The 25,323-nt window shown below is 71.5% G+C and carries 13 protein-coding genes; 4 read left to right on the forward strand and 9 right to left on the reverse strand.

Annotated features, from left to right (window positions below):
- Nucleotides 1–94: 94 nt before the first annotated feature.
- Complete coding sequence (gene lpdA / locus FB559_RS35925; protein WP_141961358.1) at nucleotides 95–1,480, forward strand: dihydrolipoyl dehydrogenase; 1,386 nt, start codon at nucleotides 95–97, stop codon at nucleotides 1,478–1,480.
- 76 nt (nucleotides 1,481–1,556) lie between these two features.
- On the opposite strand, the gene FB559_RS35930 is transcribed toward lpdA, so the two are convergent.
- Nucleotides 1,557–2,639: a hypothetical protein gene (locus FB559_RS35930; RefSeq protein WP_185792557.1), complete on the reverse strand. Its 1,083-nt coding sequence runs from the start codon at nucleotides 2,637–2,639 to the stop codon at nucleotides 1,557–1,559.
- 482 nt (nucleotides 2,640–3,121) lie between these two features.
- Between FB559_RS35930 and FB559_RS44275 the strand changes: the two genes are divergently transcribed.
- Complete coding sequence (locus tag FB559_RS44275) at nucleotides 3,122–3,664, forward strand: DUF1697 domain-containing protein (protein WP_185792558.1); 543 nt, start codon at nucleotides 3,122–3,124, stop codon at nucleotides 3,662–3,664.
- A gap of 201 nt (nucleotides 3,665–3,865) precedes the next feature.
- Complete coding sequence (locus FB559_RS35940; RefSeq protein ID WP_141961361.1) at nucleotides 3,866–5,557, forward strand: cytochrome c biogenesis protein CcdA; 1,692 nt, start codon at nucleotides 3,866–3,868, stop codon at nucleotides 5,555–5,557.
- A 28-nt stretch (nucleotides 5,558–5,585) separates the two neighbouring features.
- Here the strand turns inward: FB559_RS35940 and FB559_RS35945 are convergent, their stop codons facing one another.
- From FB559_RS35945 to FB559_RS35985, 8 genes are all read right to left on the reverse strand, one after another.
- Complete coding sequence (locus FB559_RS35945) at nucleotides 5,586–6,002, reverse strand: YeeE/YedE thiosulfate transporter family protein (protein ID WP_141961362.1); 417 nt, start codon at nucleotides 6,000–6,002, stop codon at nucleotides 5,586–5,588.
- Complete coding sequence (locus FB559_RS35950; protein WP_281286319.1) at nucleotides 6,002–6,682, reverse strand: YeeE/YedE family protein; 681 nt, start codon at nucleotides 6,680–6,682, stop codon at nucleotides 6,002–6,004. Before FB559_RS35950 ends, FB559_RS35945 begins: the two co-directional genes overlap by 1 nt.
- Nucleotides 6,683–7,461: 779 nt before the next feature.
- A complete protein-coding gene (locus tag FB559_RS35960; RefSeq protein WP_141961365.1) occupies nucleotides 7,462–9,267 on the reverse strand; it encodes a hypothetical protein in 1,806 nt (601 codons plus the stop codon).
- 2 nt (nucleotides 9,268–9,269) lie between these two features.
- Nucleotides 9,270–14,465 (reverse strand): hypothetical protein, encoded by a 5,196-nt coding sequence (locus FB559_RS35965; RefSeq protein WP_141961366.1) that lies wholly within the window; start codon nucleotides 14,463–14,465, stop codon nucleotides 9,270–9,272.
- On the reverse strand, nucleotides 14,458–17,646 hold the full coding sequence (locus FB559_RS35970; RefSeq protein WP_141961367.1) for a hypothetical protein: 3,189 nt from the start codon (nucleotides 17,644–17,646) through the stop codon (nucleotides 14,458–14,460). The genes FB559_RS35965 and FB559_RS35970 overlap by 8 nt, the downstream gene beginning before the upstream one ends.
- Nucleotides 17,643–21,047 (reverse strand): DUF6603 domain-containing protein, encoded by a 3,405-nt coding sequence (locus FB559_RS35975; RefSeq protein WP_141961368.1) that lies wholly within the window; start codon nucleotides 21,045–21,047, stop codon nucleotides 17,643–17,645. The genes FB559_RS35970 and FB559_RS35975 overlap by 4 nt, the downstream gene beginning before the upstream one ends.
- Entirely contained in the window at nucleotides 21,047–22,474 is a 1,428-nt protein-coding gene (locus tag FB559_RS35980; RefSeq protein ID WP_141961369.1) for a hypothetical protein, read from the reverse strand. Before FB559_RS35980 ends, FB559_RS35975 begins: the two co-directional genes overlap by 1 nt.
- A gap of 9 nt (nucleotides 22,475–22,483) precedes the next feature.
- Complete coding sequence (locus FB559_RS35985) at nucleotides 22,484–24,007, reverse strand: hypothetical protein (RefSeq protein ID WP_141961370.1); 1,524 nt, start codon at nucleotides 24,005–24,007, stop codon at nucleotides 22,484–22,486.
- Between the two features lie 226 nt (nucleotides 24,008–24,233).
- Between FB559_RS35985 and FB559_RS35990 the strand changes: the two genes are divergently transcribed.
- Nucleotides 24,234–25,052: an SAM-dependent methyltransferase gene (locus tag FB559_RS35990; RefSeq protein ID WP_141961371.1), complete on the forward strand. Its 819-nt coding sequence runs from the start codon at nucleotides 24,234–24,236 to the stop codon at nucleotides 25,050–25,052.
- The last annotated feature ends 271 nt before the right edge of the window (nucleotides 25,053–25,323 follow it).

Here is a 25,323-nt window from a genome sequence, read left to right on the forward strand (position 1 = left end):
CGGCAGGCGCCGGAGGGAGATCCTGGTCACGTCCACCGCGTGACCGGCAAGGCCGAGGGCGCGATCATCGGCGTGGCGCAATATCGTTCTGGGCATGAGCACACATTTCGACGTCGTCGTTCTCGGCGCTGGGCCGGGCGGATACGTGGCCGCGATCCGGTCCGCCCAGCTGGGCTTCAAGACCGCGGTCATCGAGGAGCGCTACTGGGGAGGCGTCTGCCTCAACGTCGGCTGCATCCCCTCCAAGGCCCTGCTCCGCAACGCGGAGCTGGCGCACATCTTCACGCGTGAGGCGAAGACGTTCGGCATCGAGGCCGACGGCGAGGTGCGCTTCGACTTCGGCGCGGCGTTCAAGCGCAGCCGTACGGTCGCCGACGGGCGCGTCAAGGGCGTGCACTACCTGATGAAGAAGAACGGCATCACCGAGATCAACGGCCGTGGCTCCTTCACCGACGCGAACACCATCGTCGTGGACGGCGAGACCGTCACCTTCGACCACTGCGTCATCGCGACCGGGGCCAGCGCCAAGCTGCTGCCCGGCACCTCGCTGTCCGAGCGGGTCGTGACCTTCGAGGAGCAGATCCTCAGCGACAGCCTGCCCGAGAGCATCGTCATCGCCGGCGCGGGTGCCATCGGCGTGGAGTTCGCGTACGTCCTGGCCAACTACGGCGTCAAGGTGACGATCGTGGAGTTCCTGGACCGGCTCGTCCCGCTGGAGGACGAGGAGGTCTCCAAGGAGCTGGCCAGGCACTACCGCAAGCTCGGCGTCGACGTGCTCACCTCCACGCGCGTCGAGGAGATCGACGAGTCGGGACCCAAGGTCCGCGTCACCGTCTCCAAGAACGGCGAGCAGAAGGTCCTGGAGGCCGACAAGGTGCTGCAGGCCATCGGCTTCGCGCCCAACGTCGAGGGCTACGGGCTGGAGAAGACCGGTGTCCGGCTCACCGAGCGCGGCGCGATCGACATCGATGGCCGCGGCCGTACGAACGTGCCCCACATCTTCGCGATCGGCGACGTGACCGCCAAGCTGATGCTCGCGCACGCGGCCGAGTCGATGGGCGTCGTCGCGGCGGAGACCATCGCCGACGCCGAGACGATGGAGCTCGACTACGTCATGATCCCGCGCGCGACCTTCTGCCAGCCGCAGATCGCCAGCTTCGGCTGGACCGAGGCCCAGGCCAGGGAGCAGGGCTTCGACGTCAAGGTCGCAAAGTTCCCCTTCACCGCGAACGGCAAGTCCCACGGACTCGGCGACCCGTCCGGCTTCGTGAAGATCCTCAGCGACGGCAAGTACGGCGAGCTGCTCGGCGCCCACCTGATCGGCGCGGACGTGGCCGAGCTGCTGCCCGAGCTCACCCTGGCCCAGCAGTGGGACCTGACCGTCCACGAGGCCGCCCGCAACGTGCACACCCACCCCACCCTCAGCGAGGCCGTGAAGGAGGCCCTCCACGGGCTCGCCGGCCACATGATCAACTTCTAGGGGCCGAGACGGCGGAGGGACCTCCTGGCACGGCGCGACACCGACGCGACAGGAGGTCCTTGGGACGCGGGCCGGGTCAGAGGCGGTTCCAGGCGTACTTCGGAAGGCCGTGGCTGCTCGCGATCGGCTTCCACGCGGCGATCACCTGGCGCTTGGCCGGGCCGGCCTTGCCGTTGGCGGCGATGGCGTCCTTGTAGTGCGCCGTCAGCGGGGCGATCCTGCCGCCACAACCGCGTCCCTGCACCTCCTGGGCCCACGCGAGGTAGGCCTGGTCGGCCTTGAGAGAGCTCTGGTACGCGGCGACCATCGACTTGCGGAGGCCGGCACCGTCCGGCAGCTGGTCGACCTTGAGGCTCTTCGACTGGGAGAGCTCCTGCTGCCGGTCCCGTACGACCTGCTGGAAGCCGGGTACGCCGGCCGCGACGTCGTCGCAGGTCCTCAGGCGGGACGGCAGGTGCCCGCGCGCCGTCCTCCCGGACTTGAGGATCTGGTTGACGGCCGAGGCCTGCTGCGACGCACCGGCCGTGCCCGTCTTTCCGCCGGCCGTCTGTGAACCGCCCCCCGACCCGCCCTGCGTCAGCGCGTAGATCACGGCACCGCCGATGACGACCACCGCGGCTATGCCGCAGACCAGCAGCAGGTTCTTGCGGTTCTTCGCCGTACCGCCGTCCGCCGGGGGCGCGGCCGGGTCGCCCGCGCCCGGCGGAACGCCCTGGTCCCATCCGGCGGGGCCGAACGTGGGCGGCGGCGGGGCGCCGAGGTTCTGGGTGGCGTTCTCGTGGCCGGGCGGTGGCATCGGCGGGGCGTCGCGGTTCCACCCGGCGGGGTCGAAGGCGGGTGGCATCGGGCTGCCGAGGTGCTGGGTGGCGTTCTGGTCTCCCGGCGGTGGCATCGGCGGGGCGTCGCGGTTCCATCCGGCGGGGTCGAATGCCGGTGGCGGCGGGGCGCCGAGGTGCTGGGTGGCGTTCTCGTAGCCGGGTGGCGGCGCCGGCGGGGCGTCGCGGTTCCACCCGGCGGGGTCGAACGCGGGTGGCAGCGGGGCGTCCGCGTGCCGCGACGCCTGCTCCTCCGGCGGCGCCGGGTCCGGTGCCGGAGTCGCGCGGCGTATCGGCGGCAGCTCGGGCCATTCGTCGCCCGCGTCCCATACCGGAATCGGCATCGGCTCGGTCTTCGGGTTCGGCGGGCCGGCCTGGGGATTCGTCAGCGGTTCAGAGCCGAAGCGCGAATCCGAGCCGGGACGTTCCCCCGCCGACGGAAGCGGCGCGCCGCACCAGGTGCAGGCGGACCGGCCCGAGGGGACGTCGTTCTCACACGCCGGACACTTCATCCACGGTCCTTTCTCGCCGACCAGTCCCCATCGATGGGAACAGTGTGCCGTTCACCGGCGGCGAGCGAACCCGGTCCCTCCCGCCGGCATCAGACCCGAAGAGCCTAGGCCCGGTTGGTACGCCCTTACACATCGACGCCGCTCGTACGGCGGCGTCCGGGCGAATCCCGGCACGCCGCCGGGCCCGTTTCGCAGGTCCGCCGGCCTCCTGCGCCCGGCGAGGACATGGCCGCCGTCGGCATACCATCAACGCCAGCGGGACGGTGCGGACGGCAGAAGCGGCCGCACCTTCGACTACTCGCTGGAGGTGTCGAATGACGGAGTTCGTTGCCCTGCTGCGCGGCGTCAATGTCGGTGGCCGGCAGAAGGTGCCGATGGCCGACCTGCGGGCGCTCCTCGGGGAGCTGGGCCACGCCGACGTGCGCACCCACCTGCAGAGCGGCAACGCCATCTTCGGCACCGACCGCACGGACACCGACAAGATCGCCGAAGAGATCGAGCAGGGCATCGCACGCGAGATGGGCCTGCCCGCCATCGGCTGCCTGGTCTTCAACCGCGAGTACCTGCGGCGGGTCGTCGACGAGAACCCTCTGTCGGACATCGCGACCGAGCCCGCCAAGCTGCTCGCGATCTTCCTGTCCGAGCCGCCGGCCGCCGGCAAACTGCGGGCGATCGACGCGGACGCCTACAAGCCCGACGTGTTCGCCCCCGGCAAGCAGGAGATCTACGTCTGGTATCCGGACGGTATTCGCAACAGCAAGCTCACGCACGCCTTTTTCCAGAAGAAACTCGGCTGCCGAATCGCGACCGGGCGAAACTGGAACACGGTCAACGCGCTGCTGAACAAGATGAACTGAAAAGCGTCGCCCGCCGGCGCAGAGCTTACGGAATTCCTACGTGATCGGGGTCCGGCGACTCCGCGGGCACGGATCGTCGCATGCTGGAGGCCGACGTCCGTTCACCTCCTCAGGAGAGACCGTGGAACCCTCCGCCGTACGCTCGTGGTCGCGCCCGCTGCCCGGGACTCCGATCGACCAAGTGCCGTCCTGGAGGATTCGTTGATCACGCTCGTCCTGATCGGGCTCGTGGGCGGCCTGATCACGGGGATCTCGCCCTGCATCCTTCCCGTCCTGCCGGTGATCTTCCTGTCCGGCGGGGCACAGGGCGCGCGGGGCGCCTCGCCGGCCGGCGAGACGCGGGACGGCAGGCGCCCGTACCTCGTGGTGGCGGGCCTCGCCCTGAGCTTCAGCGTCTTCACGCTGGTGGGGACGCTGGTGCTCGACGCGTTGCCGCTGCCGCAGGACATCATCCGCTGGGCCGGCCTGGTGGTGCTGGTCCTGCTCGGCCTGGGCATGATGATCCCGCGCGTCGAGGCCCTGCTGGAGAAGCCGTTCTCGCGGATCCCGCAGCGCGGCGTCGGCGCGGACCGCGGCGGATTCGTGCTCGGCCTGGCCCTCGGAGCCGTCTACGTCCCGTGCGCCGGACCGGTTCTGGCGGCGATCACCGTCGCCGGCGCGACGGGACGGATCGGCGGCCGGACGCTCGTCCTGACCGTGGCCTTCGCCGTCGGGACCGCGTTCCCTCTGCTGATGTTCGCGCTGGCCGGCCGGGGGATCGCCGAGCGCCTGCGGGCGTTCCGCAGCCACCAGCGCGGTATCCGCGTCGGTGCGGGGGCGGTGGTGATCGCGCTGGCCGTCGCCCTGACGTTCAACGTCACCGACGCCGTCCAGCGCGCGATCCCGGACTACACCACGTCCCTGAACAACGCCCTGGACAGTCCGCACCGCGCGAGCAAGGCCCTGGGATCGAACCAGAGCGCGTCCCTCGCCGCCTGCGTGCGCGACGCGGGCCCGGCGGCCCTGCGGAACTGCGGCACCGCCCCCGCGATCTCGGGCATCCAGCAGTGGCTGAACTCCCCGCCGGTCGACCTCGCGTCGCTCAGGGGCAAGGTCGTCCTCGTCGACTTCTGGGCCTACTCCTGCATCAACTGCCAGCGTGCCATCGCCCACACGGAGGCCTGGTACTCCACCTACAAGGCGGACGGCTTCGAGGTGATCGGCGTGCACACGCCGGAGTACGCCTTCGAGCACACCGCCGGAAACGTGGCGGCCGGCGCCAAGCGGCTCGGCATCACCTATCCGGTCGCGCTGGACAACGACTACGCGACCTGGGACAACTACGGCAACGACTCCTGGCCGGCCGACTACCTGATCGACGCGAGCGGCACCATACGCTCCGTCACCATCGGCGAAGGGGACTACGACGGGACCGAGTCGCTGATCCGCCGGCTGCTCACGGCGGCGAACCCCAAGGCGGCCCTGCCCGCAGCGACCCACGTCGCCGACGCCACGCCGTCCGCGCCCCTGACGCCGGAGATGTACCTGGGGTCGGACCGTGCGGACTACTACGCGGGCGACTCCCCGCTCGGCCCGGGCACGAAGACCTTCACCGTCCCCTCATCCGTCCCCGACGACGGGTTCGCCCTGGGAGGCACCTGGTCGGTCGGGGAGGAGTCGCTGACGTCCAGGGCGAACGCCGCCATCGCGCTGAACTACGACGCCCACGACGTGTACCTCGATGTGGGCGGCTCCGGCACGCTCACGGTGAAGGAGGGCGGCAAGACCACGACGTACAAGGTCTCCGGGGCGCCGAACATCTACACGCTGGTCCACCACAAGGCCCAGGGACGTGCCACGCTGCGCGTGACCCTGTCCCCGGGCCTGAAGGCGTATTCCTTCACGTACGGCTGACCTCGCCGCCGTGAAAGGCTCCTGCGGGTTACAGCCCGCAGGAGCCGCGGTCGAGACGGAAGAACTTCGCGTTGGCCCAGCGGCAGAGCCAGATGCCGACGGCGACGCCGGCGATCGTGACGAGGGCGGGGAGATAGCCGGAGGCGACCTGGATGATCGGGATCGCCGGGCATCCACCCGAGATCGCCCAGCCGGTGCCGAACAGCACCGCGCCCGGTACGACGCCGGCGTGGATCCGTCCGCGTGTGCGGCGGACCCCGACGACGGCGAAGACCACCACGATGATCGCCACGGCGCCGGCGAAGGCGTAGAACATGCGCAGGTCCTGGAAGGTGAACATGCGGTTGAGCTGGGCGTAGTCGCCGAAGCCGATGTTGGCGACGACGAACCCGAGGGCCAGCCCGGCGATGACGTTGGCCATGAGGATTCCGCCACGGGTATGCATCAGATCACCTTCCACAACAGGAAAGACACCAGGACCGCCGTGCCGAAGAACACCGCGGTCGCGACGATGCTGACCGGCTGGAGGCGGCCGCAGCCGCTGAGGCCGTGGCCGGAGCTGCACCCTCCGGCGAGGCGGGTACCGAAGCCGACGAGTACACCGCCGAGGAACAGCACGCCGAACATCGTGGCCCGGTCGGCGGTCACGATCTGGCGGAAACCGTCGCCCATGTCGAAGCGGACCTTGAACCGGCCGGCGGTGACGGCCGCCACCCAGCCGCCGACGAGGATCGACAGCAGCAGGGCGGCCTGGGCGACCACCGGTGTCGAGCGCCGGCTCGTGTTCGAGGCACTCGTCTCCGCCGGCGGTGCACCAGCGGGAGCCGGTGCGTCCGCGTAGGCGGTACGCGGAGCGGGCGCTTCGGGAAGGGGTCCGAAGTGTTCGGCGGTGGCGGCGGCCAGCGCGTCGACGAGGGCGCGCTCGTCGGTGAACTCGGTCTCCAGCCGTTCGATGCGGCGTTCGGCGCGCCAGTGCAGGACGCGGTCCCATGCCGAGGACACCCCGAAGGGCTTGTCCGTGGTGAGGGTGTAGTTGATGGTGACGAGCGCGAGACCGATGGCCCCCGCCCACCAAGGCCAGTAGTTCATGCGGGACCTTTCATCCAGTCGGCGAGCCGTGTCCACCAGTGCCGCGCGGGTTCTCCGCGCCGCGGTCGCGTCGGTGGGTGCTCTCGGTACTGCGAAGCCCAGGGGCGGGGTGGCGGCTGAGACGGCCGCATCGGTACCTGCGAGGGGTGTAACGGCCGGGCCGGCTCCGGCCGTGCCTGCCCGAGCTCACTCGATCCGAACCGGTCGAGGTGGTGCGCCTGCTTCCCGTTGGGCAGGAGCGAGATCGGCACCGGCTTGCCGTCGAGTGCCAATTTGTAACGAGCACAGGTGAGCCAAAGGTCTTCGCTGTCGCAGTAGTAGTTCCGCCAGCCGCCCAGACTCGCATTGAGCAGGGGAAAGAGGGGACAGCTTGTGGTGTGTGAACAGCCCACTGCCACTCCGATCCGACGAGCGTGCGCCACCGGCCAAGAGAGGTGGCTCAGCGCTTTCTTGTCGTTGACGAATTCGGGTAGCGATCTTAACGGCTGGCCTCCGGCGGGGCCCTGGATTCAGGGATGGTCGAGAACTCCATGCGCCTTCATGCCTGCAGGGGGCCGAGGTGAACCCCGGTCACCTCCCGGGAAAACGCTCCAGAACTCGATGCGGAAAGTTCTGCCGTCCCCTTTCAAGCGCACTTCTTCCATGTCAACACCCGTCGATGCGGGCCGGCCGCGAAAACGGGGGTCAAAAGCCGCCGTGGCATCCCTTGCCTGCGCTTTCTCTGCACGCGGCAAGGGATGCCACCGGTTATATCAGGCGCTTCGGTGCATATTGAGGGGGATGGGCGGCCTACCTTTCGCCTTTCAGACTGGTGGTCACGGGGTGTCGACCGTCACGTCCCAGGCGAGACCGCTGGACGCCTCGCCGCGCCCGGTCGCGCGCCGGGTGCCCAGCCAGACCACCACGCGGCCGTCCTTGAGACGGGCACGCTTGAACGACAGGCTCAGGCGTGTGCCGACCCGTGGCACCTCCTCCTCGTGCAGGACGTACGAGTGCGCGGGCGTGACGTCCAGGCCGGGGCGCAGCAGCGTCGTGCGCGGCTGGACCTTCACCGGTGAGCCGGTGGCGCCGTCGAGGATCCGGCGCATGGCACCGCGCTGCAACTGGATCTCGCGGGTGTCTCCCGGGACGTGCGCCGGGATGAACGGGATCCAGTGCTCCGGGACCGTGGTCATCGCCTCGTACGCGATCGCCGCGACGGGTGAGCGGGGGCCGGCCGGAGGCAGCAGCCGCCGCCGGTACGCGAGGGTCTCGCGGGCGGCCTCGGCACCGGGCAGGGGCGTGCCGTTGGCCAGCCAGACGGTGCGCTCGATGCCCCAGGCCATGTTGGCGTTCTCGTCGCGGACCAGCAGCGCGTCCTCGACCGCCGGCCCCTCGGTGACCCCGGCCGCGGCCGGGGGGAGGAACAGACCGGTCCGGCCGGTGCCCGGCGTCCCGAGCTCGAACAGCGACCAGTGCTGCCGGTCGTCGGCAGTGCGGCTGCCGGCGGGTTCGATCCAGAAGCGCTGGCCGAAGGTGTCGGTGATCATGACGCCGTCGACACGGGAGAGCGAGCCCTCGTCCAGGTCGCACGGCAGCACGAGCCAGTCGTCGCCGTAGACCAGCGCGAACTCCAGGAACAGCAGCCGGACCAGGTCGGTGGTGTCGGCGGTGACCGCGCCGAAGTCGGTGCGGCCGTCCTCGAACGTCCACCAGCGCGGGTTCGGCATCCCGGCGAACCGGGCCGGGGCGGGCACCACGGTCCGGGTCACGGTCCCGGCCTGACCGGTGGTGCCCAGCGGTCCGCCGGACGTGGAGAACGAATGCCAGTCCAGGCCGTCGCCGGGGTACTCCGCGGCGGAGAGCACCGTCTCGCCGGAGGACCCCGAGACATCGGGGACGCCGAGGGCGAAGCGATGCTCCAGGCGTGCGGGGTCGAACGCCTCCCGGCCGGCTGGGGGCTGGGCGATCAGGTCCTCGAACCAGGCCGTGAACTTCGCCGCGAGCGCGTCCAGGGCGGTCTTCTGCGACGAGGACAGTTTGTCGATGCCGTCGTAGGCGTGCCCGCCGTCCTTGAGGTGGCGGTACAGCTCGTACCCGTCCATGGCGCGCCCCGCGAGTGCCTGCATGGTCGCCCACACGTCCGGGTGCCCGATCAGTGCGGCGTCCGCGTCGGAGGTGGGGTCGGGCAGCCGGATGGGCCACCGGGCCAGGAACTTGCCGCTCAGCGACGACGAGGACAGCAGCTTGTTCCAGCGGCGGCCCATCGCCACCCGCAGGTCGAAGGAGACCTGGTCACCCCCCACCGTGAAGGGCACCGGCCGGCCCTCGACGACGGCCTCCAGCGGCAGCCGGTCCGGCAGCCCGCCCGGCGTGCCGTCCTGGGGCCGGTAGCGCGTGGCCTTGGCGCTGCGCAGATGGTAGGTGGCGGTGACCGGCGAGCCGGCGTCCTGGCCGCGGAACTCCCCGAACTGCCACTGCCGGGCGAGCATCCACAGGGGATCGCGGACCTCGGCCCGCAGGGCACGGTCGAACTCGGTCGTCCGGGGCCGGCCCTCGAGCCGGTTCCACAGCGCGACCGTGGGGAACAGGCGCTGGCCGAGCGCGGTGCGGATGTCGGTGATGGTGGCTGCGTCGGTCATGGTCAGCCCTTCGCGGGTCGGAACGGTGCGGCGTGTCGTCCAAGGGCGGCCGGTTGTCCGGCGTTGTTCGCCGCCAGGTCGGTCGAGATGGTGATCGGATGCGCGGCGACCGGCAGCACGGTGGCCGGGAGCAGCTGCGCGTACGCGGTGGTGTCGATCTGGCCGGGTTCGACGGCGCGGGTACGGGTCAGGTCGAGCGTCTCGCCCACCGCGGCGACCAGGTCGTCGAACCGCCACGTGCCGGTACGCACCGGCGGCGCGACGAGCAGCATGGACTGCGGAGGTTCGGAACCGGGCCGGTCGTACTGCGCGGCGATCGCCGTCGTCGCGTCGGCGGCGGGGATGGTCTCCGTCCATTCGTCGATCACCAGTGCGCACTGGTCGTCGTGGGGGCTGAGCGCGTCGGCGTAGTGCGCGGTGTACAGCAGCCGGTCGTCGTCGACGGCGGCGGGGATCTCCAGGCCCAGCCAGGGTTCGTCCTTGACGAACGGCAGCTGGACCGGCGTGAGGTCCGGGTCGTCGCGTCCGATGGTGGCGGCCAGCAGCGTGATCCGCTCCCACCGGCCCAACCGGGGACGTACCCGTGCCAGGCCGTGCAGCCAGTCGTCGAGCGGGAAGTCGCGGTTCAGGTGCTTGGTCAGCTTGCCGTCCTTGCTCGCCTGGAAGGACTTCTGCCAGCCGTCGCCGGCCGCATCGCCGACGGTGAACTCGCTGGTGGCCAGCGCGTCCGGGCCGAGCGCGGCGCGGATCGCCGTGGTCGCCGCGGTGACCCGGCCGGGACCGCCGGCGGCGTGGTCGTAGTCCACCAGCGCCGCGTCGGCCTTGGCGAGCCGGTCCGCGACCTCGGCCCGCAGGTCGGCGGACCGGCCGAGCAGGTCCGCGCAGAACGCGAGGACCGCCTCCTGGATCGGCGTGACGGTGAGCCCGCCGGCGTCGAACTGCGTGATCGGCAGCAGCTTGGCCACGTCGGAGAGCAGATCGGACAGCTTGGTACGGTCGGTCTGCGCGATCGCGGTCAGCCCGTTCAGCCGGTTCGTGAACGCAACGCGGGCGTTGAGCACGGCCGTGCGCATCAGCTGGGGCGTCTTTGGGCGCGGGCTGGTCGGCGTGGTCGTGAGCAGCCGTTCGGCCTGCTGGAGCAGCGCGTACCGCTGCTCGGCCGTGGCACTGGAGGGCAGCGCGTCGTTCGCGGCGAGCCGGGCGTTGGCCTGCGCGAGCGAGGCCGCCATCCGGTCGGCGGCGGCCTTGACCGCGCCGAGGACCTCGCCGAAGCGCGCGCGCCGCCACAGGGTCAGCTCGCCCCAGCCGCTGCGGACCAACCCGAGCCCGTTGCCGGTCAGCAGCAGGTCGGCGTAGCGGCCGAGGAACGTGTCGGCCTGGGAGAGCAACTGGGCGCGGTGCGCCACCGGGTCGGCCAGTGGCGCGCCGAGATCGTGCAGGAAGTCGTCGAGATCGTCCTGGAAGTCCTTCAGCGCCGACCGCACCGCGGCCGGCCGCTGCCGGGGCAGGTCGACGGTGTCGTCCACGCCCGGGTCGGCGGGGCCGGCCGTGGCGCCCGGGACGAGGTCGCTCGGCCGGGCCGGCCGGGCGGCGAGCAGCAGCGCGCGCAGCTCCGCGACCAGTGGCGACAGCTCGAAGAAGGTGATCTTGCCGGGGACCTGGTCGGTGTACCGGATGACCGGCTCGGTGTCCCCGCGCAGGTCCTTCACGTCCTGGACGCGGCCGATGATCCGGTCGTCCAGGTCGGTCATGGTCGCCGGGTCGTCCGGGCGCAGCACCCAGAGCAGGTCGATGGGTTGCAGGTCGAGGTCGTCCTGGCTGACCACCAGGTCGTCCCCGTGACCGGTCCGCGGGTCGATCCATTCGACCCTGCAGACCACGTCGTCGGGATCGGGCAGCAGGTCCGAGAGCCAGTCGTTGACCGACGGGTCGCCGCTTCCCCGTGGCGTCGTGCCGTTCGGCGAACGTCCGTCGCGCAGGTGCAGCGCGAACCGATGGTTCATCCGCCGCCCGGTACGCGGCGTGCGCACCACCTCGGGGTCCGGCGGGTTGCCGGACCGGGTGAACGCGTCGAGGGCGGCCGCGGCCCGGTCGGGGTTGCCCAGGACGGTCTGGTGCACGCCCTCGGCCACGGTGAGGTCGGCGAGGGCGTCGTGGATCTCGACGAGCGCCCGCACCTCCGTGTCGATGACGAGGGCCTGCTCGGGTGCGGCCGGTGGCAGGTCGGACCGGCCGTACGGATAGGTGTCAGGCCCGGTCCGGGTCACCTGCAGCACCAGCGCGAGCCCGTCCACCACGTTGCGGGCGTCCAGCGACTCGATCGCCGTGCCCTCCCGCGCGGCCGTCTCCGGCAGCTTGCCCGCCACCAGCGGGAACGCCTGGCGTAGCGCGGAGATGAACACGTCGGTCTCGGCCAGGGCGTGCCGGTCGTGCAGGCCGCGCTCCAGCCGGTAGCCGAGCAACGCGCCCAGCGACTGACCCGCGCGGACGCCGTCCAGGAAGGACAGGGCCACCCGGACCCGGTCGGCGCTGAGGTCGACGGCGAGCGTGCCCGGGTTGCCGCGCGTGGCGTTGGCCAGGTATCCGCTGCGCAGCAGGGCCGCGGTCGTCGCGTGACTCACGGACGGGGCGTGCACGAACCCCTCGTTGAGCGGATCACGCAGCAGCGGCGGCGAGCCGGGCGGTGTGAAGACCTGCGCGAGGTCACCGCTCAACGTGACGGTGTCCGGCTGGACCGTGCGCGGCCGTACGTCCTCGAGCCAGCCGAAGGCCCCCAGGTGCACGCCTCTGACGGGCTGGCCGCCGGCCGGGTAGCGCAGGGCGGCCAGCCGCTCGTTGGCCAGGCCGAGCCGCCAGGCGTCCAGCCGGTAGCCGGCGGTGTCCAGATGTTCGGCCAGTACGCGCTCCAGCCGCGCCGTGGGCACCTGCGCCAGCGACTCGATCGCGTCGAGCTGTTCGGCCAGCTGCTGGGTCGCCGGCTGCTGCCCGAGGACGGCCGGGATGTGGTCGGCCAGCAGTGTGGTCGCGTCGCCGGTCACCGCCTGGTCCGGCGCGTACAGCAGCCCGTACCGGCTCTCGGTCACCTGGGTCCGCTCGCTGATGTGGATGAACGGCGCGTCCCGGCGCGCGGCGATCACCTGGGCGTCGGCCAGGCCGTGCGCCGCCGCGCTCAGCCGCAACGCCGCCTCGTGGTAACCGTTGAGCACCGCGTGCCGCAGCAGCAGGTAGAGCAGCGCCGCCGGGGTCTCGGCGGCGAAGCCGGACTCGGTCGGTACCAGGTCGAAGGCGGTGCGCGCGCCTGCGGCCAGCCAGTCCAGGTAGTTGCGGCCGTCTCCGGTGTAGGCGCGCACCGGCGCGGTCTCCGACAGCGGCCGGTCATCGACCAGCGGCCCGCGCATCGCGTGCTGCCGGCCCACGAAGAGGCGCGACGAGGCGTCCGGGTCGGGCGCGCCGGTGGGGTGGCCGAGGCGGGTGAGCAGGTCCCGCGTCTTCTGCCGGACGCCGAGCGTGGTGAGCGCGTCGAGCACCTCGCCGCCACTGCCGTCGAGGTTGCTGCGGTTGTAGTAGTCCTCGGCGCTCTGCGCGTACCGCTGGTGGAACTCCGCGGACGTCGGGTGCAGGCCGAGGAGGCCGAGCAGCAGCGCGTGCGGGTCGCCGTCGGCGCCGAGGAACGGGACGCCGGCGGCCAGCGCCGCCCAGTCCTGCCCGCCGGTGGTGAGCAGCGCGTTCAGCTTCCGCCGGTGCGCGGCGTCCGGGTCGGTATCGGCCCAGGCCAGCCGGGAGAACGCGGTGGTGACCAGGACGCCGTACGGCTGGCGGCCGAAGCGCACCGCCGGGACCGGGCCGCGTCCGCTGACATGGCGGGTGAAGAACGCGCGGGTGGCGTCGACGGCGCCGGTGCCGAAGATCGGGTTGAGCGTGGTGCCGAGATGGTGGCCCCAGGTGGCGGGCCACAGCGCCACGTTCATCGCGCGTGCCTCGCTCTGGTCGGTACCGTCCGCACCGGGTACGGCGGCGATCACCGCGGGGTCGATGCCGAGCAGCTCGGCGAGCCACTGGCCGTCGCTCCGCTCGGCGGGCAGCGCGCCGAGCGCGGCGGGCGTGAACAGCGCGGCGAAGCCGTCGGCCGCCTCATCGGTGGTGCCGAACGCCGAGGCGACCCTGCCGGTGTTGTTCGTCGGAGTGCCCTGCGCGAGCAGCCGGAACCCCGCGCGGCTCTTGGCCTGGTGGCCGATCAGCGTCTCCAGGTCCTGCTGGGAGGCCTGGGGCGTACGGCCACGCAGGCCGAGGACGATCAGCCGGTCCAGGCCGCCGCGGATCGCGTCGGTGAGCGGGACGCGGAACCCCATCCCGGCCGCCACCGCGCGGTCGAAGTCGGTCAGCCACGCCAGCGCGTCCGGCACGTGCAGCGCGCCGTTCGTGGTGCGGAACTGGTCGGCAGGCGGCGTGCTCGGGTCCGGGCCGACCGCCAGGTCCGGCGGTACGGCGTTGCCGGTGACGTTCACCCGCACCTGGCCACCCGCGTAGCCGAGCAGCGTGAACCGGTCGGGCAGCAGCCGGGCGTGCGCCGCCTGCGTCCAGGTCGACGTCCGCGTCTCGGTGTCCTTCGGCTTGGGCAGGTCGAGGAAGGCGACCAGGACGTCGGCGTGTGCGCGGTCGCCCGTACGCGGCTCGCGGTCCATCCCGTCCGGCCGCTGCGCACGGATCTTGCCCGCGCGGGTGGAGCCGACCGCCCGGTTCAGCGCCGTGTCGGCGGCGGCCAGCGCCGTCGCGTCGTCGCCGGCCCGGTAGACGGCGCGCCAGTACGTGCCCCCCGCGCTCCGGTCGGCCGCCGCGAACGGGTCGGGCGCGGCGACCACCAGGACGACCTGGGCCGGGTTCGTACGGTGCGGCTCGTCGGCCGGGTTCGACGGCCGGCGCGAGTCGACGATGTGCCGCGCCCGTCCCGGGCCGACTCGATCGCTCAGCTCGCGCCAGACGGCCAGGCGTTCGTCGTGGTCGCCGCCGGCCTGCCAGTAGCCGATCCAGAACCGCCGGGCGTCGGCGTGCTCCTGGTCGGTACGCGGAGCCTCGAAGGACTCCACGGCCCATTCGTCCGGGAAGATCCGGACCAGCAGCTCGGTGGCGGTGAACCGGGTCTCGATCCGGACCGGGCCGAGCAGCACCGGGAAGGCATCACTGAACGTGGTGTCAGGCATCCCCGAGCATCTCCCTTGCGTGTACGGCGACCAGCACGGGCGCCTGGTAGAGGATGTAGGCCAGGTCGGCCGCGTTGATCTGCCGGTCCCAGGTGAGCTGCCGGTCCTCGTCGTACTGGTCGGCCAGCTCGGCCTCGCCGGGCCGGGTGAGCGTCAGCGTCGGGGTCTGCGCGTCGAGCCGGATGAACCTCGGGCCGGTCGCCGGCGTGAGCACGTCCGGCCAGGACAGGTCGTTCCAGACCCGCAGCGGGGTGTCGCGCTCGATGTCCAGGCCGAACCTCGGGTCGCCGGGCCGTTCCTTGATGACGAAGAACCAGCCGGGGTCGTCGCCCGGGTGCGTACCGTCGCCGCCGCGTACGGCCTCGTCGGTGAGGTCGAAGCCGAAGAAGTAGATGTCCGGCTCGACCTTGGCGTCGTACAGCGGCAGCCGGACCTTCCCGCGCGGCGGGTCGGTCTCCTCCGCCGGGGTGAGCACCGCGAGCCGCCGCGGCCGCGTCCGGTCGATCGAGCCGTCCGGGTTGCGCTGCCAGTCGGCGCGGTGCGCGTAGATGACCGCGGTGGGGTACTTCTTCAGGAGCTCGCCGCGGATCACCAGCACCACGTCGGTGGCGCTCGGCTCGCGGTTGTCGTGGTCGCCCAGCGCCGACCCGGGCTCCCAGGTGTCGATCGCCGGGATGTCGTACAGCCGCTCGCGCCGGTCCGCCGGGTCCTCGTCCGGCCCTGACCGGACCGAGCGCACGTCCCAGAACTGCCGGAACACGCTGCCGCGCTGGTCGGTCGGGAACTCCCGCCACATCATCTCGCGCGCCATCTCGTGGTTGAGCCCGACCAGGTAGGACTCCACGAACCTGCGGTTGGTGTCGAGCAGCGTGATGCTGTTGTGCGGCACCAGGTTCACGTTGGGCAGGAACAGGTCGGGCGACAGGTCCAGCAGCGGCCGGTACATCGGCAGGTCGATGACCGGGTACGCCATGACCTCGGTGAGCGGGTGCGTCGTGTCCGGGTCGCCCTGCGCGCCGGCCACGAAGATGATGCCGCCCGGGGGCAGGAACCTTTCCGGCAGCGCGATGCCGCCGAGCGCGCGGCGCGGCACCGTACGGTCCGGGTGCAGTCCGGCCAGGGCCGCCTGGCCGAGTCCCGTCAGGTCGGCCGGCGTGCGCGGCGGCGTGAATCCCGCGTCCTGAGCGACGTTGAACGCGGCGTACGCGTCGTGCAGCGCCTGCTTGAACCGGACGGCCTCGCCGCTGTCGGTGCCGCCGCCGGTCGGATGGACGTTCTCGGCGGGCAGCGAGATGACGAAGTCGGAGCTGGTCGCCAGCGACCCGACCGGGTCGGGGATCGGGTCCGGGAGCAGCCCGGGGCGCGGCTCGCCGCCGGGAACGAGTTCGAAGATGGGCCCTAGCTGCCCCTCCAGGTCATCCACGGTCACCACGGCGGGCGGCGCGGTCTTGGCCGGCGCGGCAGCCACCTGCCCGGTGTTGATCTTGACGAGCAGCTCGTGCCGGTCCGCCGGGTCCTCGAACAGGCCGCGGACCAGCCGCGAGCGGGGCCGGGTGACCCGCCGCATCGCCGGCGAAAGTGGCGTGGTGGCCACGGTGCTGTCGGCGAGCGCGGCGGTGATCGTGGTCATCGGCGCGTCGCTCAGGCCGTCCACTCCACCGGACGGCACGCGTGACTGGAGCGGAGCGGTCAGCGCGAACAGCTGGCCGGGCGTCGCCGGCCGCAGCGGGGCCAGGTGGTTCGCGTGGAAGGAATGGCCGACCTCGCGGGCGACCTGTGCGGCCCTGATCCGTCTGTTGCCCGCCAGCACGTCGCCCAGCTGCTGCCAGGCGGCGTTCATGAACTCCTCCTGGTGCTCGCGCACGACCCGTGCGCCGATCCCGGCGGCGACACGGAACCTCGGGTCGAGGTTGAGCTCGTGCACCCAGTCGTCGTCCGGCGTGATGGGCGTGCCGTCCGGCTTGCTGAGCAGCCGGGACGCCAGCGCGTGCCACCGTCCGTACAGGGGCGGGGTCACCAGCGGATCCGGGTCGGGCGGGCCGGCGGCGCCGGCCAGGCTCCCGTGCGCGGCTGCGGGCGTCTCCCGTGTGTAGTCGTCCGCCAGGTTGATCAGCGCGGCGAGGGCCCGCTGGAACGGGTGCGGGTAGGGCTGGTCCCAGTTCTCGTGCAGCAGCGCGTCGGCCCGCTCCTCCGGATCCAGGTCCTCATCGGGCACCTTGAGCGCTCCGCCGAGCCGAAGCACGCCCCCGAGCGCCGGATCGTCGATGCCGGGCAGCCCGCCCCCGGGGGCACGGACGTCCATGTCGCGGTTGCCCACCCGCACGTCGACCGGGCGCGGCTGGAGCAGCCGGACCAGGTACTCGAAGTCGCCGATGCTCGCGGTGCTGAACGTCCAGTGCCGGTAGTAGCACAGGTTCGCGGACTCGGGCCGGTTCGCGTAGCCGGCCCAGCTGGACTGCAGGGCGCCGGGTGAGGTCGCCGGGTCCAGCCCGAGGCCGGCCAGCCGGCCGGTCTCGAACGCCGGGACGAGAAAGGCGTGGTAGCTCCGCTCCGGGTCGAGCCGCCGCGGGCACATCACCCGCGAGCAGGCCAGGTCCGGGTTCTCCGCCAGCACCGAGGCGAGCCTGGGCAGCACGGCGGTCATGTCGTCGGAGACGGTCTCGCCTTCGGACGCGGTGACCGTCCTGTTGACGTGCACGTGGGCCCACGCGCCGATCTGGTCGGCGGGCGGCAGCACGTTCAGGTCCGTGACCGTGATGAAGGGCAGGGGCCGTCCGGGCGCCGGCCCCGCGCCGGTGAACTCCTCCTCGGTGAGCACGACCAGGGCCAGCCACGGCCGCAGCCGGCCGGTGGCCGGGTCGGCCACGTCGGGGCTGTACCGCCAGGGGAAGTCCTCGTCGTAGAACTCGGCGAACGGCAGGAAGTTGGGGTCGAAGTTGGTGATCGAGTCGCGGGGTTCGGTGCGGACGACGGCCCGTTCGTCCACCCCGATGACGTCACCCGGGCCGTACAGGGCCACGTTGCGGCCGGCCGGGAGGGTGAGCGTGCCGTCGCCGGACACGGCCTTGCCGTCCAGGCGCAGCTTCACCTCGACGCTTGCCCGTGGAGCGGTGCCCGGTGCCTGCTTGATCTGGGTCGCGATGCCCTGGCGCAACCACGGAAGAAATGAATAGGAGTTCATGCCGCCACCTCCACGGCGGGAATGACGTGCAGGGTGTCGAGGAGGCCCGGATCCGTGTCGAGGAGGGCCCTCAGATGGGTACGGGCCTGCGCCTCGCTGTCGAACACGAGCCCGTCCGTGGTGTTGTCCCGCGTCGAGGCCACCGCGTAGGCGTCCCCGGTGACGGCGACGCCGTCCGTGAACGGCTGGCGCAAGCGTTTCTCGGCCTGGGCCAGCGGCGAGCGGCCGACGCTCGCGCCGTCCAGGAAATGGGCGAACAAGGTGGGGTTGAAGTCGACGGCCTGGCCCACGTCACGTGCCACCGGGTCGATGACGATCTCCTCGTACCGTGCGCTGCGGCGCACCGCCCGGAGGGAGGCCAGCGCCGCGCCGTCCGAGGCCAGCTCCAGCCCGGAGTGCTGGCGTTCGAACGAGGGGCGGGACAGCTTCTCGGCGTCGCTGAGGTCCTCGAACTGGCCGATCGCGAACTGCTCGGTGGCATCCGCCACCCTGACCAGGCCCTCCTCGACGCTGACCCGGCCGAGGGACACGTCGGCGGCACGCTCGGCGCCGATCCTGTCCACCGTGATGTCCAGGGGCACCACGCGCTGTGACACGACCAGGGTGCCGAGCGGATGCAGCACGACGCCGGCCTCGGCCGGATCGAGCGCGCGCAGGCTGACGAGCGGCGCACCGGCCACCGGAGCCCTGGTCCGCCAGCTCTCCGCCTTGTTCAGCTCGCCGGCCAGCAGCGGCAGCACCTCCACCGGCGGAAGAGTGGTGTCGCGCTCCTCGCCCCAGGTCACGTCGAAGTCGATGCCGATGGAGAAGAAGAAAAAGGAGATCGACGCGGTCCCGGCGGCCCGCCAGGGGGCCGGGCCGGACAGGGTGAGGTCCAGCCCGACGCCGAACAGCCCGACCCCGAAGACCTTGACCGAGGCGTGCGCGGAGACGTCGATGGCGAACTGGAACGGTGAGAAGCGGAACAGTCCGTCGAAGCCCACATGCCCGGTCAGGCTGAAGTCGCTGAACCCGAAGAACAGCTCCGCCTCCGCGCCGAACTGCACCGTGTTGCTGGTGACCGCGAAGTAGCCGGATCCCGAGATCCGTGCCGAGCTGGTGTTGAGCAGGTTGAGCGAGATGCGCCGGGGCACCGGGAACGGCAGTGGCGGCGGCCGGAAGTCCGGATGGAAGCCGCCGACCGACACGACGAACTCGGGCTCGTCCCCGTACGCGACCAGCACGCCCATCTCGCCGTCGATCGGCGTGGACAGGATCCGCGACCGGTAGAGCGCGGCGTTGAAAAAGATCCGCTTCTTGTCGAACTCGATCGCGCCCGCGAAGTCGACCTGCAGCAGGAGCAGTGCCTCGTCCTCGCTGGGCAGCGCCACCTTCAGCACTCCCAGCACCGCGATGTCGCCGGGGATCTGAATGATCACTCCGACCGACGCGGTGACCAGCGCGGGCGTGCCCCAGCCGATCTTCGCCATCGGCCCGATCAGGAACGCACCGTCCTCGGGCGGGAAGAACGCGGCCAGGTCGCTGAGGATGCGCGGGGCGTTGGCCACCACGTCGCGCGGGAACATCACCGACTCGATCGCGCCCGTACGCAGCCCGTCCATGATCGCCTGGATCCGCACGCCGCGGTTGAGCCCGAGCACCCCGCCGACCGCCAGCAGCGTGAAGCCGAAGCCGAGCTGTAGCCCGCCCTCGCCGAACTCCGCGGTGAGCACGACCAGCAGCGAGAACCCGGGGGATCCGTCCGGCTGCCGGGTGGTGATCAGGCCGATCGCCTTCACCGCCAGGAATCCGGCGAACTCCAGCTCCATCGTCCCCGAGTACTCGCCTCGATCGGGATCGAAGCCGAGGAACCCGCCGCCGGTCACCGCGCCGGCGTCGACGACCAGGCCGACTCCGCTGGGCGGCTTGAACCCGAACGCCAGGTTCGCCGGGCCGAGGTTGCCGCCGCCTTCGGGGAAGGTCAGCTCGGCCTTCGCCCCGATCCGGTCGACGATCGCCCTGACCGGCCCGAGCGTGGCCGAGAACGCCGCGGACAGCTCGACCGGCACGGACCCGTTCGCGATCCCGGCCCGCAGGTAGAGGGCCTCCATCGCGATCGGGCCGAGCTCGACATGCGCCGGAATCTGGATCTCCAGCCCGCCGCTGCCGGTGAAGCGCAGCCCCGTGTCCGGCGCGAAGGTGAACCCCACGCTGAACTCCGACTCCACCCTCTGGTCGCCGATGACCGTGGCGACGAAGCCGTCCCCGCCGGAGGTGTCGATCACCAGCCGGCCGCCGCTGATCTCGCCGTCCGCGACCGGCGTCGCACGTGCCGTCCCGGTGGCCGGATCGAACGTCAGCGTGAGGCCACCGTCGACCGTGGCCGATCCGACCTCCAGCCGCGTGCCGCCGGTGATCCCGAGCAGGACGACCGGCTCGGCGGGGCTGGCCCGGACGCCGACGGTGACCGAACCGGTCAGGTCACCGGATGGCGGAGTCAGGCTGACATCACCCGGAGGGCGGATCTCCCCCTCCGTCTCGGCCGGGACCGTACCGGTGATCGTGGCCTGTGCCGTCAGGGCCGGTGGTGCCAGCGGTATGTCGACGGTGCCCTCGCCCGCGCCGGGCAGCACGACGCCCACGCGTAGCCCCGCCCCGTCCGCGGTGGGCCCCAGGTCGACCACGAAGGCCTGGAGCTCCGGGGGAGTGGTCGCGGTGCCGGGGATGAGGACCACCGGCAGCAGCAGCCCGGCGAACACCGACTCCAGCACGGTGAGCAGCCGGGTGACGTCGAACGACGGCGTACCCCATCCGTACTCGCCGGCCAGCCGGTCCACCGGATTCGTGACCGCGGGCAACAGCCGGTCCAGATGGACGGTGAGCGCCTCGTACGGCGGACGCGTCCGGTCGTCGGGGTCGCCCGGATGGAAGGTGCGCCCCAGGACCCCGAAGAGCTCGGCCAGGGCGGCGGTGGGTTTGGAGACCTCCAGCAGGTCGGCGAGCAGCAGATCGGTGATCTTGCCCGGCAGGTTCTGCACCAGCTCGGTGATCTGGGCCTGGGTGATGCCGGGCAACGTAGGCCCCGCCGTGCCGATCGCGGTCGCCAGCTCGGGGAACGCGGCGGTGACCCGGCCGCACTGGGTGAGCAGCGCCGCCGCCGCGACCGTGATCCCGGCGTCGTCGCCGTCGCTCATCGCGGTGGTGAGGTTCGTCGTCAGTGTGTCGAGCTCGGCTCCCACGGTGAAGATCGTGTGCCGGGCGGCGGCGATCGGGGCGTTGGTCAGGAACTCGTCGGGGAAACGCACCCCGAGCTCGTCGAAGGTGCCCAGCACCGTCTGGTCGCCGAACCGGGCGGTGACCCGGGTCAGCACCCTGGCCAGCTGTACGGCCAGGTGTTCGAGGCTTCCCGCGTGATCGGCCATCAGTGCCCGGCCCCTTCCCTGCGGTCCGAGCCGTCCGCGAGCGCGTCGAGGATGCCCTGATACGTGAGCCCGGCCAGGTCCGGGATGGCGGCGCGTACCCGGGCCAGGTCGGCGAGAGCCGCCGGTGACGCGCACCGGCGCACCTCGGCGAGGATCCGGTCCACGCAGGTCATCACGGGTACGCCGGTCAGCGTGGCCGGCAGTGTCTGCTCCGGATGCAGGAGCATGCGCAGCAGCAGCTGGGTGATCATGGATCCGCCGCCGCGGTGCCACGCGAGCCGGAACCGCTGGTCCTGGTGCGGCAACCGCATCAGCTCCTCGCCATGCCGCTCCATGAAGGCGACGAGCAGCCGCCCGCCGGCCGAGCGGGAGAGGTCGTCCCGTACCCGGTCGAACGTGCCGGCCGGTGGCGGGACGTCGGTGAACCACGACCGTCCGGCCGGGGCCTGGTCAGCCTCACCCCGGAAGTCCTTCCGCATCCCGGGGTCGGCCGCGAACTGCGCCACCACCTCGGGCGGCAGCGCGATCTTGGCGCCGCCCGGCACGGTGAAGATCGGGGGGTGGCCGGGGACCGGATGGGCGACTTCGAGGTTGAACCCCTTCTTCGCGAACCGGCCGAGTATCTGTTCGATCGGCGTGCAGTGCACGAGTCCGGTGTCCTCTGCGACGTGATGCAGCAGTGCCACCACCTCGTTCGCGTCGTTGACGATGGCGGAGCCCGAGTCGCCCTCGGTGGCGAAGACGCCGGGTTGTCCGTTCGAGTCCGGGTTCGATGTGACGACGAGCAGGCTGTGCTGCTTGTCCGGGTCCGGCTCGGTGGCGGCGTTCGTGATGTAGGTGGAGATCACGCCGCCGGTCACGTCGGAGAGGGCGCCGCGCTTGTGCACCGGGTAGGTGCCGGACTTGGTCTCATCGGGCGTGAGCGCGTGCATGCCGCTGATCGCCCCGAGGCCGACGATCTCGGGCGCCCACTTCATGCCAGGCGCCAGCTTGACGATCGCCTCGTCGCGGTCGGCAAACGTCCCGGCGGCGTTGAGGACCTTCTGCCCCTCGACCCAGACTCCGATGATGTCGTTGCCGTAACCAGTGGATCCGTCGGTGCCCTTTGGCTGGCCGAGCTTGGTCTTGTTCCTTTCCACCTTCTTGATGTCCGGGGGCTGGACGACGTGCTGGGCGGTGAGCGCGAAGCCCACCTCGTGATTGTTCTTGTCCCACAGCAGGCAGCCGAGCGTGCCGGCCGCATTGCTGCCCTTACTGGTGAACCGGCCCCCGGCCTTGAGAGGGTTGCGGTAGGTCCCATCGTCGGGCTGTTTGTCCCTCAGGCTCCGCTTGATCGCGCCCGGCGGGTGCACGACGGCGTCCGCGGGCGTCGCCCCGGTGGGCGCGTCGTCGATCTCCGGCGGTGACGGCGATTCGGTGTCGGGCATGATGCCTCCTCAGCCCGCGGCCAGCGCGGTGAGCAACTGCGGATAGGTCAGCCCGGCGGGGTCGGGCAGTGCCTCGCGCGTCCGGTCGAGCGCGCGGCGCAACTCCGGCGAGGCGGCCGCGTGGAACGCGGTGAGGATGCGGTCGAGGCGCCTCGCGGTGGATTCCCCGTTGACCGCCTGCGGCATGGTCACCGCAGGGTCGGCCACGGCATGGAGGAGCGCGTGCATGAGCACGGGCCCGCCCCCGCGGTGCCAGGCGATCGTCACCCGCCGGCGTTCGTCGACCAGTCTCAGCAGCTCATCGTGGTGGTCCAGCCACAGGTCGATCAGGTCCCGGCCGGCGGCCGAGCGCTCCAGGTCCGAGCCCACCCGTGCCAGTACGTCCTCGAGAGGCGGCAGCGTGCCGTCCGGCGACGGCAAGAGGTCCCGCGGCGCGTCCAGCGGCCGGGTGCCGGGCACGACGTGGACGTCGCCGTTGGTGGTCGCGGTGGCCACCCTGAGCGGCAACTGCTCGTTGCCACCGAAGCTCGCGAGGATGTCCTCGATCGGCAGCTCGAAGCCGATGTGGATGTTGCCGGGGAGCTTGAGTCCCGCGTAGTGCAGCGCGACGACCACGGCGTCGTCGTCGACCAGGACACTTCCGGAGTCGCCGCCCTGGGAGAAGAAGAGGTCCTCGCCGGCGCCGAGGAGCGGGTTCGGGTTCGGGGTGGCGACCATGACGTTGTTGCGCGTGGCCCCTTCGACCGTGATCGTCATGTGGGCGACGTTGAGGACGCCCCCGGTCAGCGTGGTGTGGGCGCCACGCTTGCGTACCCGGAGCGTTCCCGCGGCGATCTCCGCGATCGAGGCGGGACGGCTGCCGCCGAGCGGCCCGAGCCCGACGATCTCGGGGAGCCATTTCGTGCCGGGATCGAGCTGGATCAGCGCGGCGTCGCGTACCGCGTCGGAGCCACCGCCCGCGAACGTGCCGAACATGTTCGAGCAGCACTTGAGCGGGCTGGTCGTCGCGTGCGGATGGCCGAGCCGGGTGGAGTCCTTCACCGGCGTCGCGGTGCCGTCGGCCACCTTCGACAGCACGTGGAAGTTGGTGAGGCCGTAGACCTTGCCGGGGTCGGTGGTGTGCTCGAGCAGGCAGCCCATCGTGCCGAACCCGGCTCCGGGCAGTCCGGACTGCACGCGGATCCCGCCGCTCAGCGTCCGCCGCTTCTCGTCGTCCATGGCACTGTCCGGCCGGAAGGGCGAGCCCGGGACGGTCAGTGTGTCGTCGAGGACCGGCGTGGTCGTCAGCGTGGCCTCCGCCAGGGGCAGCTCGCCGACGTCCACGCCGAGGCCCTCGAAGCGCGGCGGCAGCGTCTCGCCGGGCGTGAGGCCCGTGAGCGGCCGTTTGCGTTCGACGAAGACCTTCAGGACGATCTCGCCGGTGGGAAGGCCGCCGCGATCGCGGCCGCCCAGCCCGACGGCGGTGACGTCCGGCCTCGCCATCAACACCTCGGCGGCGCGTTGCTTCAGCGCCACCAGTTCCTCGTCGGACATCAGCGGGACCCCCCGTCCCGCCGGCGGCGCTGATCGCGTCGTCGCCTCATCGCAGCGCGCACGATTCCCCCTAGTTCGTCGATTGCCCGTGTACTAGGGGCGTTCCATCCCGTTCCACCGATCCGCGGGGGGCCTCGGAAGCGAGCGCGCGTCGTCAGCGAAGAATGACGGGTTTGTGGCATAACATCGCGAAAGGTCAACGATGCGAAGTAGGTGAACAGCCTCCGTGACTGACGTATCTTCTGATGCCGGCCAGACGCCGAAGCCCACGATCGACACGACCGTGCCGCACTCGGCGCGAGTCTGGAACTGCCTGCTCGGCGGCAAGGACCATTACCCGGTCGACCGGGAGGCCGCCGAGAAGATTCGTGAGTTCTTCCCGGGAATGGCTGATATCGCCCTCCATTCCCGGCACATGCTCGTTCGTGTCGTCCGCCATCTGGCAGGTGACGCGGGAATCCGCCAGTTCCTCGACATCGGGACCGGCCTGCCCACGGTCGACAACACGCACGAGGTCGCGCAGCGGGTGGCGCCGGAGTCGCGGATCGTCTACGTCGACAACGACCCGTTGGTTCTGGTGCACGCCCAGGCGCTGCTCACCAGCTCCCCGGAGGGAATGACCGACTACATCGAGGCGGACGTCCGCGATCCTGACCGGATCCTGCGGAAGGCCGCCGAGACACTGGACTTCACTCAGCCCGTCGGGCTCATGCTGATGGGCATCCTGGGCCTGGTCAGCGACTACGACGAGGCGCGGTCGATCATCAACCGGCTGCTGGCGGCCCTGCCGGCGGGCAGTTATCTGGCGCTCTACGACGGCGCCGACACCGACCCCGCGTACGTCGCGGCCCTGGGCGGCTACAACAAGGGAAGCGGCGCGATCCCGTACACCCCGCGCAGCCCCGAACTCATCGCGGGCTTCTTCGACGGCCTCGAACTCCTGGAGCCGGGTGTGGTGCCGGTGACCCGCTGGCGCCCAGAACCCAGTCCGTGGGAGGAGATCCCCGAAGTCGCCTGCGCGGGCGGCGTCGCACGCAAGTCCTGACGGCCGGGTCACGCGATCAGAGGATCGCCGGACCGGCTTCCGCGGCGCGAACCGGGAGACCGCCGACCAGGATCCCTCGCCCGGCGACTCGATGCTCGGGTGCGCCGCGCTCTCGGCGGGTGGATCTCGGACTCGTCGGGACCCGCACCTTCAAGGTCGTCTACCTCCGCCGCCGCGTGGCGCGCTGACGCGGCTCGCGTTCCGCGCGTGAGTCCTCACCTCTCATGTGGTTGACGCATCAATATTTGACGCTTCAATCACATGCCTTATG

The organism is Actinoallomurus bryophytorum (genome assembly GCF_006716425.1).
Classification (GTDB): domain Bacteria; phylum Actinomycetota; class Actinomycetes; order Streptosporangiales; family Streptosporangiaceae; genus Actinoallomurus; species Actinoallomurus bryophytorum.